Origin of the sequence: Paenarthrobacter nitroguajacolicus, assembly GCF_031455195.1 — a bacterium.
GTDB classification, from domain to species: domain Bacteria; phylum Actinomycetota; class Actinomycetes; order Actinomycetales; family Micrococcaceae; genus Arthrobacter; species Arthrobacter nitroguajacolicus_D.
Genome location: NZ_JAVDSH010000012.1, coordinates 29,255 through 44,257 on the forward strand (window position 1 = coordinate 29,255; position 15,003 = coordinate 44,257).

General features: G+C 64.7%; 15 protein-coding genes. 5 read left to right on the forward strand and 10 right to left on the reverse strand.

Features of this window, described 5'->3' with window-relative positions; genetic code table 11:
- The first annotated feature begins 107 nt into the window (after positions 1-107).
- Entirely contained in the window at positions 108-779 is a 672-nt protein-coding gene (locus tag J2Y68_RS20090; protein ID WP_309996525.1) for a potassium channel family protein, read from the forward strand.
- Entirely contained in the window at positions 779-1,507 is a 729-nt protein-coding gene (locus J2Y68_RS20095; RefSeq protein WP_309996221.1) for a potassium channel family protein, read from the forward strand. Before J2Y68_RS20090 ends, J2Y68_RS20095 begins: the two co-directional genes overlap by 1 nt.
- Here J2Y68_RS20095 and J2Y68_RS20100 read toward each other — a convergent pair.
- The 4 genes from J2Y68_RS20100 to dut form a co-directional block, all read right to left on the reverse strand.
- Positions 1,474-2,244 (reverse strand): DUF3159 domain-containing protein, encoded by a 771-nt coding sequence (locus J2Y68_RS20100; protein WP_309996224.1) that lies wholly within the window; start codon positions 2,242-2,244, stop codon positions 1,474-1,476. The two genes, J2Y68_RS20095 and J2Y68_RS20100, sit on opposite strands and share 34 nt — an antisense overlap.
- Entirely contained in the window at positions 2,241-2,618 is a 378-nt protein-coding gene (locus J2Y68_RS20105; RefSeq protein ID WP_309996227.1) for a hypothetical protein, read from the reverse strand. Before J2Y68_RS20105 ends, J2Y68_RS20100 begins: the two co-directional genes overlap by 4 nt.
- A complete protein-coding gene (locus tag J2Y68_RS20110) occupies positions 2,611-3,354 on the reverse strand; it encodes a DUF3710 domain-containing protein (RefSeq protein ID WP_309996230.1) in 744 nt (247 codons plus the stop codon). The genes J2Y68_RS20105 and J2Y68_RS20110 overlap by 8 nt, the downstream gene beginning before the upstream one ends.
- A gap of 97 nt (positions 3,355-3,451) precedes the next feature.
- A complete protein-coding gene (gene dut / locus J2Y68_RS20115; protein ID WP_309996233.1) occupies positions 3,452-4,003 on the reverse strand; it encodes a dUTP diphosphatase in 552 nt (183 codons plus the stop codon).
- A gap of 108 nt (positions 4,004-4,111) precedes the next feature.
- Here dut and J2Y68_RS20120 point away from each other — a divergent pair, with 108 nt between their 5' ends.
- Positions 4,112-4,603 (forward strand): DUF3093 domain-containing protein, encoded by a 492-nt coding sequence (locus tag J2Y68_RS20120; protein ID WP_309996529.1) that lies wholly within the window; start codon positions 4,112-4,114, stop codon positions 4,601-4,603.
- A gap of 18 nt (positions 4,604-4,621) precedes the next feature.
- Here the strand turns inward: J2Y68_RS20120 and J2Y68_RS20125 are convergent, their stop codons facing one another.
- Positions 4,622-4,921 carry a DUF4193 domain-containing protein gene (locus J2Y68_RS20125; protein WP_211714080.1) on the reverse strand — a complete coding sequence of 100 codons (300 nt, stop codon included), beginning with the start codon at positions 4,919-4,921 and terminating at the stop codon, positions 4,622-4,624.
- Between the two features lie 286 nt (positions 4,922-5,207).
- Here J2Y68_RS20125 and sepH point away from each other — a divergent pair, with 286 nt between their 5' ends.
- The gene (sepH, locus tag J2Y68_RS20130) at positions 5,208-6,542 is read left to right on the forward strand and encodes a septation protein SepH (protein ID WP_309996238.1); all 1,335 of its coding nucleotides are present in this window, start codon (positions 5,208-5,210) and stop codon (positions 6,540-6,542) included.
- A 12-nt stretch (positions 6,543-6,554) separates the two neighbouring features.
- Here sepH and J2Y68_RS20135 read toward each other — a convergent pair whose 3' ends face one another.
- Genes J2Y68_RS20135 through J2Y68_RS20150 form a run of 4 tightly spaced genes read right to left on the reverse strand, consistent with a single transcriptional unit; the run spans position 6,555 to position 11,924 of the window.
- The gene (locus J2Y68_RS20135) at positions 6,555-7,259 is read right to left on the reverse strand and encodes a thymidine kinase (RefSeq protein WP_309996241.1); all 705 of its coding nucleotides are present in this window, start codon (positions 7,257-7,259) and stop codon (positions 6,555-6,557) included.
- Positions 7,252-8,457: an alkaline phosphatase family protein gene (locus J2Y68_RS20140; protein ID WP_309996245.1), complete on the reverse strand. Its 1,206-nt coding sequence runs from the start codon at positions 8,455-8,457 to the stop codon at positions 7,252-7,254. Before J2Y68_RS20140 ends, J2Y68_RS20135 begins: the two co-directional genes overlap by 8 nt.
- Complete coding sequence (locus tag J2Y68_RS20145; RefSeq protein ID WP_309996247.1) at positions 8,454-9,179, reverse strand: DUF5998 family protein; 726 nt, start codon at positions 9,177-9,179, stop codon at positions 8,454-8,456. The genes J2Y68_RS20140 and J2Y68_RS20145 overlap by 4 nt, the downstream gene beginning before the upstream one ends.
- A gap of 57 nt (positions 9,180-9,236) precedes the next feature.
- On the reverse strand, positions 9,237-11,924 hold the full coding sequence (locus J2Y68_RS20150) for a bifunctional acetate--CoA ligase family protein/GNAT family N-acetyltransferase (protein ID WP_309996250.1): 2,688 nt from the start codon (positions 11,922-11,924) through the stop codon (positions 9,237-9,239).
- Between the two features lie 55 nt (positions 11,925-11,979).
- On the opposite strand from J2Y68_RS20150, the gene J2Y68_RS20155 reads away from it, so the two are divergent.
- Positions 11,980-14,496, forward strand: coding sequence for a DNA gyrase/topoisomerase IV subunit A (locus tag J2Y68_RS20155; protein WP_309996252.1), 2,517 nt, complete (start codon positions 11,980-11,982; stop codon positions 14,494-14,496).
- A gap of 81 nt (positions 14,497-14,577) precedes the next feature.
- On the opposite strand, the gene J2Y68_RS20160 is transcribed toward J2Y68_RS20155, so the two are convergent.
- On the reverse strand, positions 14,578-14,961 hold the full coding sequence (locus J2Y68_RS20160) for a VOC family protein (protein ID WP_309996255.1): 384 nt from the start codon (positions 14,959-14,961) through the stop codon (positions 14,578-14,580).
- Between the last annotated feature and the right edge of the window lie 42 nt (positions 14,962-15,003).

Genomic DNA, 15,003 nt, shown 5'->3' on the forward strand with positions numbered 1-15,003 from the left:
AGCTACTCTGAATCCACAGCGATGTCATGACGGTCGTAGCGGGCTTAGCCCCGCCTCGGCGGTAAAGTCATACCGAGCGGCACGGACAACACACATAAGGAGACATGGTGGCTCACTTCGTGATCATGGGTTGCGGGCGTGTTGGCGCCACCCTGGCACATACTTTGGAGGATGCCGGCCACTCAGTGGCCATCATCGATCAGGATGAGCGGGCCTTCCGCCGGTTACGCCACACGTTCGGCGGCCGCAAGGTCACCGGCGTCGGCTTCGACAGGGACACCCTCAAGCAGGCAGGCGTGGAAGAAGCGTACGCTTTCGCCGCGGTTTCCAGTGGCGACAACTCGAACATCCTGGCTACCCGGGTGGCCAGGGAGACGTTCCATGTGGCCCACGTCGTGGCACGCATCTACGACCCCGGCCGCGCCGAAATCTACCAGCGGCTGGGCATCCCCACGGTTGCGGCCGTGCGCTGGAGCGCGGACCAGGTGCTGCGTCGGATTCTTCCCGAACAGCATTTGGCCGGCGACTACCGCGAACCATCCGGCCGGCTCATCCTGGCCGAAGTCGACCTGCACGAGGCCTGGATTGGACACAGCCTTGCCTCCATCGAGGCCGCTTCGGGGATCCGCATCGCCTTCCTGACACGTTTCGGCGAAGGCCTCCTCCCCCACCCCGGTACGGCCTACCAGGAAGGCGACACCGTCCACGCCATGGTGAGCCTGGACCGAACATCCGAGATCACCCGGATCCTCGCCAAAGCACCCGCCAAGGAGTCTTAGTGAAAGTTGTCATTGTTGGCGCAGGCAGCGTCGGCTCGTCCATTGCCCGGGAACTCCTGTCCCATAAGCACCAGATCCTGCTCATCGACCTCAAGCCCGAGGTCATTGGCCGCAGCGGGCTTCGGGGTGCGCGCTGGTTGGTGGGAGATGCGTGCGAACTCAGCACCCTGCAGGACGCCAAACTGGAGGATGCCGACGTCGTCGTTTCGGCCACAGGTGACGACAAAGTCAACCTGGTGGTCTCCTTGCTGGCCAAGACCGAATTCGGCGTCGGACGCACTGTAGGACGGGTGAACAACCCGAAGAACGACTGGATGTTCAACGACTCCTGGGGCGTCGACGTCGCCGTGAACACCCCGCAGTTGATGACCGCCCTGGTGGAAGAGGCCGTGGAGATCGGCGACATCGTCCGCCTGCTGACCCTCCAGACCGGTGTGGCGTCCATCGTAGAGTTCACCGTTCCGCACGACTCGCACGTCATTGGCAGCACCGTGGGGGACATCGACTGGCCGGAAGATTCCACCCTGGTGGCCATCCTGCGCGACCAGGCTCCCATCACCCCCACCCGCGACGACGTCCTTGACGGAGGCGACGAACTGTTCTTCGTCACCACGATCGCTGCGGAAGATGGCCTGCGCGCCCTCCTGTCACCGGGCTCGGAGCTCGGCGGCCAGGAAAGCAACGGTGTGCTCGATCAGTCTGCCGAAGACGACGGCTTCGACGGCTGAGCTGCCGGCTTGGTGACCAACCAGGCTACCCAAAGGCCGAGGATGTACAACGGCGCACCCATCAGGAGCCTGGTAGTGGCCAATGCCGTCAGGCCGGCCTCACCCATAAAGTAGAGCGGCACCTGGACCACCAGGCGCAGTGCCAGCACTGCCACCACGATCCAGGTTCCCAGCTTGTAGGCGCGGAGCCTTTCCGGATCCTTCCGCCAGTCCAGGCCCTCGTTGCGCACGAAGCCGAACAGCAGGCCGGCCACTGGCCATTTGATGGCGATCGACACCACCAAGGCCGCAATGTAGGCAATATTGGTGAAGAAGCCCAGGACGTAAAAGTCCTCTGCCTTGCCGGTGGTGTTGGCCAGCCAGGCCGAAATTCCGACGCCCACGACGCCCGCGACGGCCTGCGTCAGGGGACGCCGTTGGACCAGGCGAACCACGGTGAAGATCGCTGCCGCGGCCAGGGCGGCGATGAGTGAGGGACCCAGGTCCCGCGAGAATGTGAACACCACCAGGAAGACCAGGCCGGGAAGGATGCTCTCGGCGATCCCTTGGACACCTCCGGCGGATTTGAGCATGTCGACATGCCCGGCGCTGTTTCGCTGGAGGCCCGCTTTTCCTGCGTAGCCAGCAGCGAGGTCGGACATGCTGGGTCGGTTGTCGGGGGTCTCGGACGGCGTTACATCGCCGGGTGGCGTCACCCCTCCGTTGTCCTTCGGCTCTGAACCGTTGGCCACGGTCATAGGTGCTCCTGACGGGAAAGAATTTCGTAGCGTGGATTGAACATGGCCGGCAAGCCGTCGAACTGGGTGACCATGCCGTTCAGGCGAAGCCGTACACCGGCCTCGATGCCCGGAACACGCGTCCTGCCCAGCCAAATGACGCGGAGCCGGTCAAACGGCCGCCGGCTGCCCTTGGACATAAGCGAGGACTCGCTTCCATGCTCCAGTGCGTCCACCACCACGGCGGAGAAGAACGGTTGCTCGCTGGGAGGCTGATGCGTAACGGACTCGATGTAACCCGTGCAGACCGCCCTGCCGCGCATGGGCAGATCCCGCACGCCCTCCCCCAGCGGCGGTTGGCCGGCAAACTCGTTGCGGCCCGGGGTGTCAGCCAATCTGGGTGATCTCCGGACCCCGTTCCGGCTGCTGCAAGCCGGGCGTGCCCTGCGAAGCGCCAGGCTGCCCGGCAGCGGTTGCATCCTTGGGCAGGCGAAGCTGCAGCAATTCACGTGGCGGCATCGGGTTGTCGCCACGGACCACAACAACGCGGCGGAAGAGCTCTTCGAGGCCAGCCGCTGCGTCACGGTCAAGGGCAGCTTCTCCCCCGAGCACGCCGCGGAGGAACCAGCGGGGACCGTCCACTCCCATGAAGCGGGCCGCGCGGAACCCACGGCTGCCATCAGTGGCTTCCGCGGGAAGCTTCGCTACCAGTTCCGTGCCGAAGGCCCCGGGGATCTCCTCGGTTTCGCCTCCCTGGCTTGCGACGGATTGGGTGATCTGCTCCCGGATTTCATCCCACAGCCCCTCGGACCGCGGCGCTGCAAAAGCCTGGAGCTGCAGGCTGGAGCCCGCCAGGTCCATGGTTACGGCGACCACACGTTGGGTGGCTTCTTCCACCTCAAGCCGCAACTGCAGCCCTTCGGCCGGGGAGATCAGCAACGCACCCAGGTCCACGTACCCGTCACGGTCCTCGATTTCATCGACGTCCAATGGACCCTTGCCGAGCCGGAAGTCGCCACGCGTGCCACCTTCGGCAGCCTCGGGGCTTCCTGCTGCCGTGCCGGTTTCATCGACGGCGGCAGCGGTTTCCGCTTGCTCGTCCTTGGACTTCTTGCCGCGCCCAAAAAGCATGGGGTTTTCTCCTTAGTAGTGGTCTATCCCCAAGTAAACCGCAACCACGTAAAACAACTGCAATGCGGCGGGACTCAGATTCCAGCGCTTGCCAGGATCAGTGGTTTGCCGGGGTGGTCGGTGCGTTGAAGCCGCCGGTGGATCCGAAACCGCCGGTTCCCCGAACGGAATCAGAGAGCTGGTCGACAGCTACGAACCGCGCATATTCGACGCGCTGAATCACCATTTGTGCAATTCTATCGCCGCGTTTGAGGTCGATGGCGTGCTCTTTGTCGGTGTTCAGCAAGGTCACGGCAATTTCGCCACGGTAGCCCGCGTCCACGGTTCCAGGAGCGTTGACCACTGTGAGGCCATGCTTGGTGGCGAGGCCGGAGCGCGGGTGGATGAGGGCCACGAATCCGTCGGGCAGTGCAATGGAAACGCCTGTGGGCACGAGTTTCCGTTCGCCTGGGGCGAGGTGCACGTCCTCGCGGGACCGCAGGTCGGCTCCGGCGTCTCCCGGGTGGGCGTAAGAGGGTGCTTCCAACCCGGCGTCGAGCATTTTCAGCTGCACGTCCAAAGTGGGTGCGCCGTAGGAAGCGGTGGTGTTGCTGCTGTCCGCGTCTGCGGAGGCGGCATCTGAACTGAATACTGCGGTCTCGTTGCTCACAGTCGTCCATTCTACGGGGACTGGGCCTGGCGGGAAGGTCCGGATCCGCTTCACCGTTGCCTGTGAACCCGCTGGGAGTCGATCGCCCGATAAGCTGGACCCATGCCTATGCCTGACCAGTCTTCACCCGTGCCTGCCCGGAACACGCCCTCAGCCTCCGGGGTCCTGTACAGCGAAAAGTTGTGGCCGTCACCGTGGATCTGGATCGTCGTGGTTGGCCTCTCCAGCGCAGGCCTCCTCATGTTTGGCCCCATCAGCGTCGCTACCGGCATCATCGCAGCGATCGCACTCCTGGTCATCATGACGGTGATGCTGGTGCTCTCGACCCCCACCATCAGCGTTACCGCGGACACGGTGCGCGTGGGCCGGGCAAGCATCGACCGCAGGTTCGTCGGCTCGGTGGAGGCGTTCAGGAAGGCCGAGGCGACGGCGGAGCGCGGCCCCCGCCTTAACGGCCTGGCGTACATGTGTTTCCGCGGATGGATCGATCCGGTGGTCAAGATCGAAATCACGGATCCCGCCGACCGGACTCCCTATTGGCTTGCTTCGTCCCGCAGGCCGGAGGAACTGGTGTCTGCCCTGACGGCGCGCCAGTCCTAGGAACCTTCGGGCGGCTCCTTAGCTTTCGCACTCCGTGCAGTAGAGGTGGCCGCCCCTTTCAGCGGCGATCTGCGACCTGTGCTTGACCAGGAAGCAGTTGAAGCACGTGAACTCGTCGGCCTGGGGCGGCATGACCTGAATCAGGAGCTCCTCCCCCGACAGATCGGCTCCCGGGAGTTCGAAGCCATCGGCAAGGTCGGTCTCGTCGACGTCGACCGCTGAGGATTGTTTCCCCGACTGGCGCGTCTTGAGCTCCTCAAGGGAGTCCTCGCTGGCGTCTTCCTCGGTCTTGCGAGGGGCATCATAATCCGTTGCCATGGTCCTGCTTCATCCTCCGTACCTTCTCCGGTTGGGTTCCCGGCCGGGTGGATCAGTGCCCGCCGCCGGTGTAACGGTGCAACGCCGGACGCCTTGGTTTTGTGCCCGATATCGGGCAGATTTTCCTCCCCCCACCATCAAATGTCCATAGGCCCGGCCCTCAGGCCGATACCCTCGCAGGTGCTGTTTCAGGGAATATCACGGCACGCCCTTTGTCCTAGTAGGAAAAGGCCGCAACGGGTGGCAGAGTTTCGAATGTCAGTTATGCCATGTGGTGGAGGGTGTTATGCAGGATCTACGACTGGTAGGAGTCCACGACGACGGCGGGCATCTGCTCCTGAGCGGGCCCGGTGGTGCGATGTTCCAGCTTCCGATCGACGAGGCCCTGCGGGCCGCGGCGAGCCGGACCCCTGCCCAGGTGGCGGCACGCGCCTCGAATACGCCCATCGCCATGTCCCCCAGGGATATCCAGGCCAGGATCCGGAGCGGGGCTACCGCAGCGGAAGTCGCCGAGCTCTCCGGGCTGCCCTTGGCGAACGTTCAACGCTACGAGGGACCTGTCCTTGCCGAGCGTGAGTACGTGGTCCGCCAGGCGCGGGGCATCGAAGTTGCCTCTCCCGCTCCCGGCCACGACATGTACCGTTCGGTCTTCGGCGACCATCCGGCAACGCTTGGCGACATGGTCGACCACCGGTTGTCGGCCCACGGCATTGACTCCGCCACCGTCGAATGGGATTCGTGGCGCCGTCCTGACGGTTCCTGGACCGTCGTCGCGCGTTTCGAAACGGTCCCGGGGACCCATGGAAACATCGGCGAGGAACCCCCCGCCATGTGGACCTTCAGCCCCCAACGCAAGTCACTTCAGAACGCCAACCGTTGGGCCCAGCAGCTCAGCGAACTTGAGCCGTTGGACGGACCTGTTCCAGCCCGTCGGCTGGCCGCCGTTTCGGACCGGCCATTCGATTTTGAGAACGACGCCGAATCGGCCGCCCGTGCGGCCGCCAAGGAATCGGACAGCCTGCTGGAGATGCTCCGCTCACGCCGTGGACAGCGGTTGGGCGTAGACGAAGACGGCGATGATGCCCTCGCGGTCCTGCTGAGCAATGTTCCGGCAGCCCACCCACGGCCAGGCGAAGAAGTGGAGGAGGTCCTCGCAGAAGCAGGCGAGGACTCCCCCGAACCTGCCCCTGCGGCCCCGGAAGAACCTGCACGCAAGGAGGGCCGCCCTTCCATGCTTTCCCGGCTGAGCCTGGCCCCACGGCACGCTGGCTCGGAGGATGACGACGATTCCTTGAAGCTGCACCACGGCGTTAGCACGGACACCCGTGAGATCACGGTAGTGGCCAGCCCCATGCGCCCGGTTACTTCCCTGGCTGGGCGGAAGCCTGCCGGGTTGGACGAACTATTGGGCGGCAGCACCACTACCCATCCACGCGGTGATGACGGGCCCACCGGCGATGAGGCGGACGGGAGCCATGGGCAACCGGCCCCGGCTGACGACGCCAAGGACCATGAGGGCGGCAAGGACGTTGAGGCTCCTGCTGAGCGCCAGCCCTCACGGCCCAAGAGGTCCAGCATCCCTAGTTGGGACGAAATCGTTTTTGGAGCCCGCGGGGACTAGCTGCGCAAGCGGCTACTGCCGTGGAAGTTCGCCGGCCCCGGGCCAGAGGCACGCGTCGACGTCGAACGGAAGAGGCTGGTCGCCTCCAGCCATCAGGTTGGCACCATGAGCTGTGACCCGTCGCATGTAGTGCCGGCGGCATAGGGTTTCGTAGCCGACCACGCCCTCGAAGGGTGCATCGTCGGCGGCAGCGACGTCGCCCACCATCACCTGCTCACCTTCGACCACCATGATGCCGTTAAGCGTACGTGCGTTCTGGGTTGCCCGGCGGCCGCACCAGCACAATGCTTCGACCTGCAGGACCTGGACTTTGTCGGCGAGCTCTATGAGTCGCTGTGAGCCAGGGAACAAGCGGGTGCGGAAGTCGGACGTGATTCCGAAAGCGAAGACATCCACGTCCATCTCGTCCACAACCCGCGCCAACTGCTCAACCTGGGACGGTGAGTAGAACTGGGCCTCGTCGCAGATGAGGTAGTCGACACGCAGTCCACTGGTACGGCGGACCACCACTTCGTCCCAAAAGTCCGTGCCGCTTTCCACCTCCACGGCGTCGGTGCGCAGGCCCAACCGGCTGGAAATCGTGGAGTCCCCTGCGCGGTCGTTGCAGCTGAAGCGAATGCCACCACGCCCACGTGCACGGTGGTTGTGATCCATTTGCAGGGCGAGAGTGGACTTTCCGCAGTCCATGGTTCCCGAGAAGAAGACCAGCTCAGCCACGCTTGCCCTTCCTCCCGGCAGCGGCAAAGCACAGCAGCGGCACTTCGCGCTCCGTCTTGGTCAGCGATCCATGCTGTCCCACCACTTCCAGGGCTGCGGGCCGGACACGGCGGGTGTCGTAAAGTGCCAGGGTGTCGCGGGCCGCGATCATCACGTCCCCGATGCGGGGAGCAACTTCCGGCCGCACTGCGCCGAACAAACCGGCTTCGACTGCCTGGCCCCGGGTAAAAGCCCAGATACGCTCGCCAAACCGCTTCCGCCAGGCAGCAAGGAGGGCGTCGCGGTGGGAGTCGGTGGCGTCAGGTTCAAGGTAGAGATGCACCATGCGGGGTTCCCCCGCGGTGTGCCGGACACCGGCCACCAGCGGCTCATCGGCAGAGTAGTCGATGCGCTGGGATTCGGGAACGTCCAGCATGCCGTGGTCACCGGTGAGCAGGATGGTGGTTCCCGCCGGGAGTGTTGCCGAGAGCCTTTTCACTGTGGAGTCGAGCTCTTCGAGCTGGTGCTCCCAGCGGTCCGACTGGCAGCCGTAGCGGTGGCCGGCCTTGTCGAGTTCGTTGAGGTAGAAGTACATCAGCGACCTTCCACCCCCGGACATGGCTTCCGCCGCTGCGGCAGTCCGAGCATGCAGGGTAGTGCCGCCCACAAAGCGGCTGCCACGGAGTGCCGCCTGGGTCATCGGGGAATTGCCGAACTGTGGAAGGCTGACAGTCACGACGTCCACCTCGGACGCCACGCGCTCAAAAACGGTGGCGTTAGGCTGCCACGTCGCCGGATCTACCTGTGAATCCCAATTGCCCAGGAGGTTGACTACCTTGTCCTGTGCAGGGTCCAGGACGTCGTAGCCCACCATCCCGTGCTGTCCCGCGGGCAATCCCGTACCAAGGCTCGCCAAGGAGGCCGCCGTGGTGCTGGGGAATGCGGAGTCGATCCACTGCGGGACATTTCCCTGGCCCCCGGCAAGGACCGACCGTAGAAAGGGAGTGTGGGAGGTCTTCTGCTTCAACAGGCTCCGACCCAGCCCGTCGGCGAGGACGACGCAGACCCGTTGCGATGAGGGCAACTGGAGCTGGTTGGTGAACCCCGGCAAGCCAAGCGCAGCCGCAGAACTGCTTAGGACCTCGGCTATCGACTTGATCCCAAACAAGGGAGGTGCCGGAATGTCGGAGGAGCGGCCTGTCTGTGCCGTTTCGCTCAACGCTGGTGTCCGCGGCTGAGGCGGTTGCTGAAAACCCCTGACCGGGGCCTGGGAGCCGGGATGGTGGCGTGCTGGACCGGAGCAGGGTTGCCGGTGTTGACCGCGCGTAGGGCACGGGCAAAGAGCTTCGCGTCCTGAACCGCCTGCAGGCCGTCGGCTTCGGCGCTGATGCGCAGGACGATGTCTTCTTGGGCGATGGTTCCGCTGTAGCCGTGATCAGCTTCGCACTGTGGATCCCCACAACTGGCGGGTCCCATGTCGAGCCTTTGGCCACCTGACCAGGCGATGGAGACGGTCAGTTCCCGGACGGGGTCGGAGGACTTGTAGTCCTGCGGTTGGGAGTACATGTAGCTGAGGACCACCGAACGGATCTGGGCCACGGGCACGGACTCGGTGGAGATCTGCGCGACGATCTGCTCCCCGGCTTCGTCCAGTTGCTGGTCGTCGACGTGCGTGATGACAAGCATGTCCTCGGTCAGCACCAGGACAGTGATGTGGCGGCGGACCTCGGCCCGGTCGAAGTGCGTTTCCAGGTGCACCAGATGGGACAGGCACTCGCGGCCGTCCAGGGCGTCATCAACAACGTCCGCCACCAGCCGCGGATAAAATCCCGCCTGCTGCAGCGCCTGGTCCAGGCTTTGTCCCTGCGTGGCGTGGTTGTGCGCGGCAGGGTTCCCGGTGTTGGACGGGCGGGATTGAGGCGTCGGAGACTGGGTGGTCATTCCCCCATTTTCACAGATCGCTTGGTGACTTCCTAACCGCGATGGCCGTTGCTGTGGCTAACCGCGCATGGCCCGCCGGGCACTGTCCGTGCGCTGGGCCGCGTTGCCTATCCACACGTCGGCAGCCAGTATCGTGGCCCCTGCCGGTCCGGCAAGCACCGGATTGAACTCAACCAGCGCAATGCCCGGATGGTCATCCTTTAGCTTTGCCAGTCGGGCGGCGACGTCCTCCAACGCTTCAACGTCCACAGCCGGCAGCCCCTGGTAGCCGAAGAGCTTCCGGGACGCGCGTGGTGAACGGATCACGTCATGCAGGTCCGCCGCGGACAGAGGGGGCACCCTGTGCGCCCAATCGTCCAGCAGGTTCACGGCGTCGCCAGCCAGTCCAAAGGAGAGCACCGGGCCAAGCAGGGGGTCTTCCATGGCGCGGAAAGTGCACGCCTGGCCCACCGGGGCCATGGCCTGAACTTCCAGCGCCGGCGATCCGTAGGGTTCGAGTGCCCGGCGCATCTGCGCGATGTTTTGCCGCAGGGATTCAGGGTCCTGGATGTCCAGCCGGACGCCGCCCAGGTCCAGCCGGTGCCGAAGGGCAGGATCTGTGGTCTTCAGGACCACGGGCCATCCGGCTTTGTCCGCGGCGGCCACGGCCTCATCCGGCGTAGCAAAGCCGAAGGTGGGGACCACCTCAATTCCGTAGCCGCCCAGCAACGCCGCAGCAGCACCGGCGTCGAGCTTCTTCAGCTTCTCGCCGGTCACGCCCGCGAGCATCGCCGCCAGGGTCTCGTGGGTGCCGTCGACGTCGCAGCCCTCCGGTTCGACAAAAAGTCCCTGGTCCCGGTCACGCCATTGCGCGTACCGGACGATCGCCGCCAGGGCGGCAACGGCCGCACCGGCATTGGAGTAGCAAGGCAGCGCGGGTTTGCCTGACAGGCCCACCATGCCCTCCACATGAACCGAAAAATCCAGGATCCCGGTGAAGGCGGCCACCACTGGTTTGCCCGCCTCGGCGCTGCATTCGGCAAGTACGCCCGCCAAAGCCTCCACGGTGAGGCCGCGCGCGGGGAGGAGGGCCGCGACGACGGCGTGCACGGATTCGTCCGCGAGGCTCTCCTGGAGGCTGGCCCGCAGGGCGGGCAAAGCCAGCGACATGCCGGCGTCGAGATCCACATCCGTCACCAGGCGGTTGACGTCGAGGCCGAGCGGAACCGCGGTGTCGGCCACCACTTTGCCCAGCGCGACCGAATTCGAGTAGACGGCAAGGCCCGGACCTTTGGGCAGTGCCTGCGTGGACACGATCTGCGCGATATCCATGAGCTGTTCGATGGTCTCGACACGGATGACGCCGGCCTGCCGCATCATGGCGTCCACCGCGGCGCCTGGTGCCTGGGTGGTCCGGACCTCGTGGCCCGGTGGCAGGCTGAGCCCGGTGACATCGGACTTGGCCACGATGACAGGCTTGCTGCGGGACAAGCGCCGCGCCAGTCGGGAGAACTTTCGGGGGTTGCCAATGGATTCCAGGTAGAGGCCTACGGCGGAGGTATCGGCGTCGTCCTCCCAATATTGCATGGCGTCGTTGCCTGAAACGTCGGCACGGTTGCCGGCGGAGAGGAAGGAGGACAACCCGAGCCGACGGCGGCTGGCTGCCGCGTAGACGGCCACTCCGACGGCCGCCGATTGGCTGAACAGGCCTAGGCTGCCCCTGGGCGGCATGGTGGGTGCCATGGAAGCGTTCAGCGACACGGAAGGGTGGGTGTTCAGGATCCCGAGGGACTCCGGGCCGATGACGCGCATGCCATTGGCCCGGGCGCGCCGTACCAACTCGTGCTGGCGGAGGAGCCCGCGTTCGCCGTCGTCGGCGAACCCGGCCGTTGCCACCACGATGCCCTTCACACCCGCTGCAGCGCAGTCGTCAACCACCTTGGGCACTTCGTCGTAGGGGACGGCGATGATGGCAAGCTGCACCGGGTCAGGGATCTCGGACAATTTGGCGTAGGACATCATGCCGGCCAGTTCCAGGGCTTCCGGGTTGACGGCGTACACCGGGCCTGTGAAGCCGCCTTCAATGATGTGTTCCAGCAGTTGGTAGCCCACCGTCCCCCACTTGCGGCTGGCACCGATAACAGCAACGGACGACGGCGACAACAGGTCGCGTACGCTGCGTGCCTCTGCGCGGTGCTCCCGTGACTCCATGACGGCGCGGGATTTCTCTGTGGGGTCGATGTTGAACTCAACGCTGACGACGCCGTCGTCGAATTGCCGTTTGAGGTCGTAGCCTGCGTCCGCGAACACCATGAGCATCTTCCGGTTGTCCGGGAGGACCTCGGCGGTGAAGCGGCGGATGCCGTTCTCGCGGGCGGCTACGGCCAGGTGCTCCAGGAGAATCGAACCAATGCCCCGGCCCTGGTGTGCGTCGGAAATGTTGAAGGCGACTTCGGCTTCCAGCGGATCGTCCAGCCGGTCGTACCGGCCAATGCCCATGATCTCGCCACCGATGGTGATCACGAACGCCACCCGGTTGATGTGGTCCACTTCGGTGAACCGCCGCACTTCCTTGCCGGAGAGCCTTGGCTTGAAGGAGAAGAACCGCATGTAGATGGAAGCCTGGGACTGGCCGGCGTGGAATGCCTGCAGCGCATCGGCGTCCTCGGGCCGTATCGGCCGCAGGTGGGCTGTACCGCCGTCGCGCAGCACGACATCGGCCTCCCAATATTCCGGATAAATGCCGACGCCGGGCTGATCCACCATAGGCTTAGCCTAGCTAAAACATCCGCAGTACAACTTTCAAGGATTTACCGACCCCATGGCCCGCAGCCAATCTTCCGCACGCAAAGCCGAGCCCCTCGGCGATTTCACCGAGAACATCGTCGATATCGACGTCACTTCCGAGATGGAAGGCTCCTTCCTGGAGTACGCCTACTCGGTGATTTATTCGCGCGCCCTCCCCGACGCACGCGACGGACTGAAGCCTGTTCAACGGCGCATCCTCTACATGATGGCGGACATGGGTTTGCGCCCTGACCGCGGCCACGTCAAGAGCGCACGCGTGGTGGGCGAAGTCATGGGTAAGCTCCACCCGCACGGCGACGCGGCGATCTACGACGCCATGGTGCGCATGGCCCAGGACTTCTCCCTCCGCCTGCCACTGATCGATGGTCACGGCAACTTCGGCTCGCTCGACGACGGTCCGGCCGCCCCGCGTTACACCGAGGCCCGGCTCGCGGCCGCTGCGCTGACCATGACCGACCACCTCGACGAAGACGTGGTGGACTTCGTCCCCAACTACGACAACCAGTTGACGCAGCCGGACGTCCTCCCGGCAGCGTTCCCCAACCTGCTGGTCAACGGCACCACCGGTATCGCTGTAGGCATGGCCACCAACATGGCGCCACACAACCTGGTGGAGGTCATCGCCGCAGCACGACACCTGATTGCCAACCCCGATGCCACACTCGAGGACATCATGCGGTTCGTCCCCGGACCCGACCTCCCCACCGGCGGCCGGATCGTGGGCCTGGACGGAATCCGCGACGCCTACGCAACGGGGCGGGGTTCCTTCAAGACCCGCGCCAAGGTGGAAGTGGAACAGCTCTCCGCCCGCCGCACCGGGCTTGTGGTCACCGAGCTCCCGTACATGGTGGGCCCGGAAAAGGTCATCGAGAAGATCAAGGACGCCGTCAACGCCAAGAAGTTGACGGGCATCAGCGATGTGGTGGACCTGACGGACCGGAACCACGGCCTCCGGCTGGTCATCGAGTTGAAGAACGGCTTCAACCCCAACGCCGTCCTCCAGCAGCTGTACCGCTATTCGCCCATGGAAGATTCCTTCGGCATCAACAACGTGACCCTGGTGGACGGCCAGCCGCAGACGCTTGGCCTGCTGCAGTTGCTCCAGGTGTACGTTGAGCACCGCCTGAATGTAGTGCGCCGCCGGACCTCGTTCCGCCTGGGCAAGAAGAAGGACCGCCTCCACCTGGTGGAGGGCCTGTTGATCGCGATCGTGGATATCGACGAGGTCATCCAGATCATCCGTTCCTCCGATGAGGCTTCGGCTGCGCGTGAGCGGCTGATGTCCATTTACGACCTCACCGAGATCCAGGCGAACTACATCCTGGAACTTCGCCTGCGTCAGCTGACCAAGTACTCACGGCTGGAACTGGAGAAGGAACAGGACGAACTGCGCCGCGAAATCGAAGCACTCGAGGCCATCCTCGCCTCCGACGAGCTGCTCAGGGACCTTGTGTCCGGCGAGCTCGGAGTGATCGCCGAGAAGTACGGCACTCCCCGGCGCACAGTACTCCTTGAATCCGAAGCTGTCTCGCCCACAGTGGCCGCCGCACTCGCGGCCGCGGCACCGGGACCCAAGGGCAAGGGTGCGGCACTTCCACTGGAGATCCCGGATGACCCCTGCTGGGCTTTGCTCAGTGTCTCCGGCCAGATCGCCAGGACCTCCAACCAGGAACCGTTGGCGGAAGCCGGACCACGGGCCAAGCACGATGTGTTCCGTTCGGTCGTGAAGACCACCGCCCGCGGCGAAATCGGTGCCGTCACTTCCCAGGGCCGGATGCTCCGGCTGCAGGTGATGGACATGCCTGCCCTGCCGCCGGTCTCCGGCCTCCCCAACCTGGCAGGGGGCGTGCCCGCAAAGGACTTCATCACCTTGACAAAGGGCGAGACCCTGGTTGCCTTCGTGCCCTTGGATTCCGTCCTGGCGATCGGAACCGCCCAGGGCGTCGTGAAACGCGTCCAGCCCGACTACCCGCTTAACCGCGAGGATTGGGAAATCATCGCCCTCAAGGACAAGGACTCGGTACTCGCCGTGGAACCGGCGCAGGAGGAAGACGTCGATCTCGTCTTCGTGACCAGGCAGGCCCAACTTCTGCGGTTCAGTGCCTCCAACGTCCGCCCACAGGGACGGACAGCAGGCGGCATGGCCGGGATCAAGCTGGCCGCGGGCGACGAAGTCATCCATTTCAGCGCCGTGCGCGCCAACGATCCTGCCGCCGTCGTGGTGACCATAGCCGGCACGAACGGCGCATTGCCGGGGACGGCACCGGGAACTGCCAAGGTGACGGCGTTCGACGAGTATCCGGCGAAGGGCCGCGCCACCGGTGGCGTGCGCGTCCACCGCTTCCTCAAGGGCGAAGACACGCTGCTCCTGGCGTGGGCAGGGCACGGTCCGGCCAAGGCGTCCTCCGCAGCCGGCGTGGCCAGGGCATTGCCCCACGAGCATGGACGCAGGGACGGATCCGGGGTTCCGTTGTCGCAGCCTGTGGAAGCAATCGGGCCCAGCATGGCGTGGACTGAAGCCGCCGAATAACGTGTTGATGGCGAAAAGCAGGGCCGGCGGTCACAACCGCCGGCCCTGTCGCCTTTCCTATGCAGTGAAGCCAGGGAACGTTCAGATGCCCTGGTTGAGGCTCAGAATGTTGCCTTCACTGTCCAGGAACCATGCTGCTTTCTCCCCGTCCGGCATCGTGGCAATGCCGTTCTCGGTTTTCAGTCCGGGGAAATCGTAGTCCTCGAACTTCACTCCTTTGTCCCGCAGCTCCGCAACGGTGGCAGCGACATCATCCACCATCCAGCCTATTTGGGTGTTCTTTGCCGTCCCCGCATTGGACGTCTGGTAAATGAAGAACCCTGTTCCGTTTCCGCACCTGTACTGGAGGTTGTCATTGGCGTCGGGGTTCTCCGGTTCCAGTCCCAGTTTCTCGCTATAGTAAGCGCGGGCCCGGGCTATGTCCTGTGCCGGTAGGACGGCACCAACCTGCTGATCCTTGAGCATGATTTTCTCTTTCCGGCTCTCCTCCCGGAACGAACTTTACTC

Coding starts and splice junctions, on each gene's coding strand:
- J2Y68_RS20145 (WP_309996247.1), bottom strand. CDS start 9,179: ATGACCACCCAGTCTCCGACGCCTCAATCCCGCCCGTCCAACACCGGG.
- J2Y68_RS20150 (WP_309996250.1), bottom strand. CDS start 11,924: ATGGTGGATCAGCCCGGCGTCGGCATTTATCCGGAATATTGGGAGGCC.
- J2Y68_RS20155 (WP_309996252.1), top strand. CDS start 11,980: ATGGCCCGCAGCCAATCTTCCGCACGCAAAGCCGAGCCCCTCGGCGAT.
- J2Y68_RS20100 (WP_309996224.1), bottom strand. CDS start 2,244: ATGACCGTGGCCAACGGTTCAGAGCCGAAGGACAACGGAGGGGTGACG.
- J2Y68_RS20110 (WP_309996230.1), bottom strand. CDS start 3,354: ATGCTTTTTGGGCGCGGCAAGAAGTCCAAGGACGAGCAAGCGGAAACC.
- sepH (WP_309996238.1), top strand. CDS start 5,208: ATGCAGGATCTACGACTGGTAGGAGTCCACGACGACGGCGGGCATCTG.
- J2Y68_RS20160 (WP_309996255.1), bottom strand. CDS start 14,961: ATGCTCAAGGATCAGCAGGTTGGTGCCGTCCTACCGGCACAGGACATA.
- J2Y68_RS20125 (WP_211714080.1), bottom strand. CDS start 4,921: ATGGCAACGGATTATGATGCCCCTCGCAAGACCGAGGAAGACGCCAGC.
- J2Y68_RS20120 (WP_309996529.1), top strand. CDS start 4,112: ATGCCTGACCAGTCTTCACCCGTGCCTGCCCGGAACACGCCCTCAGCC.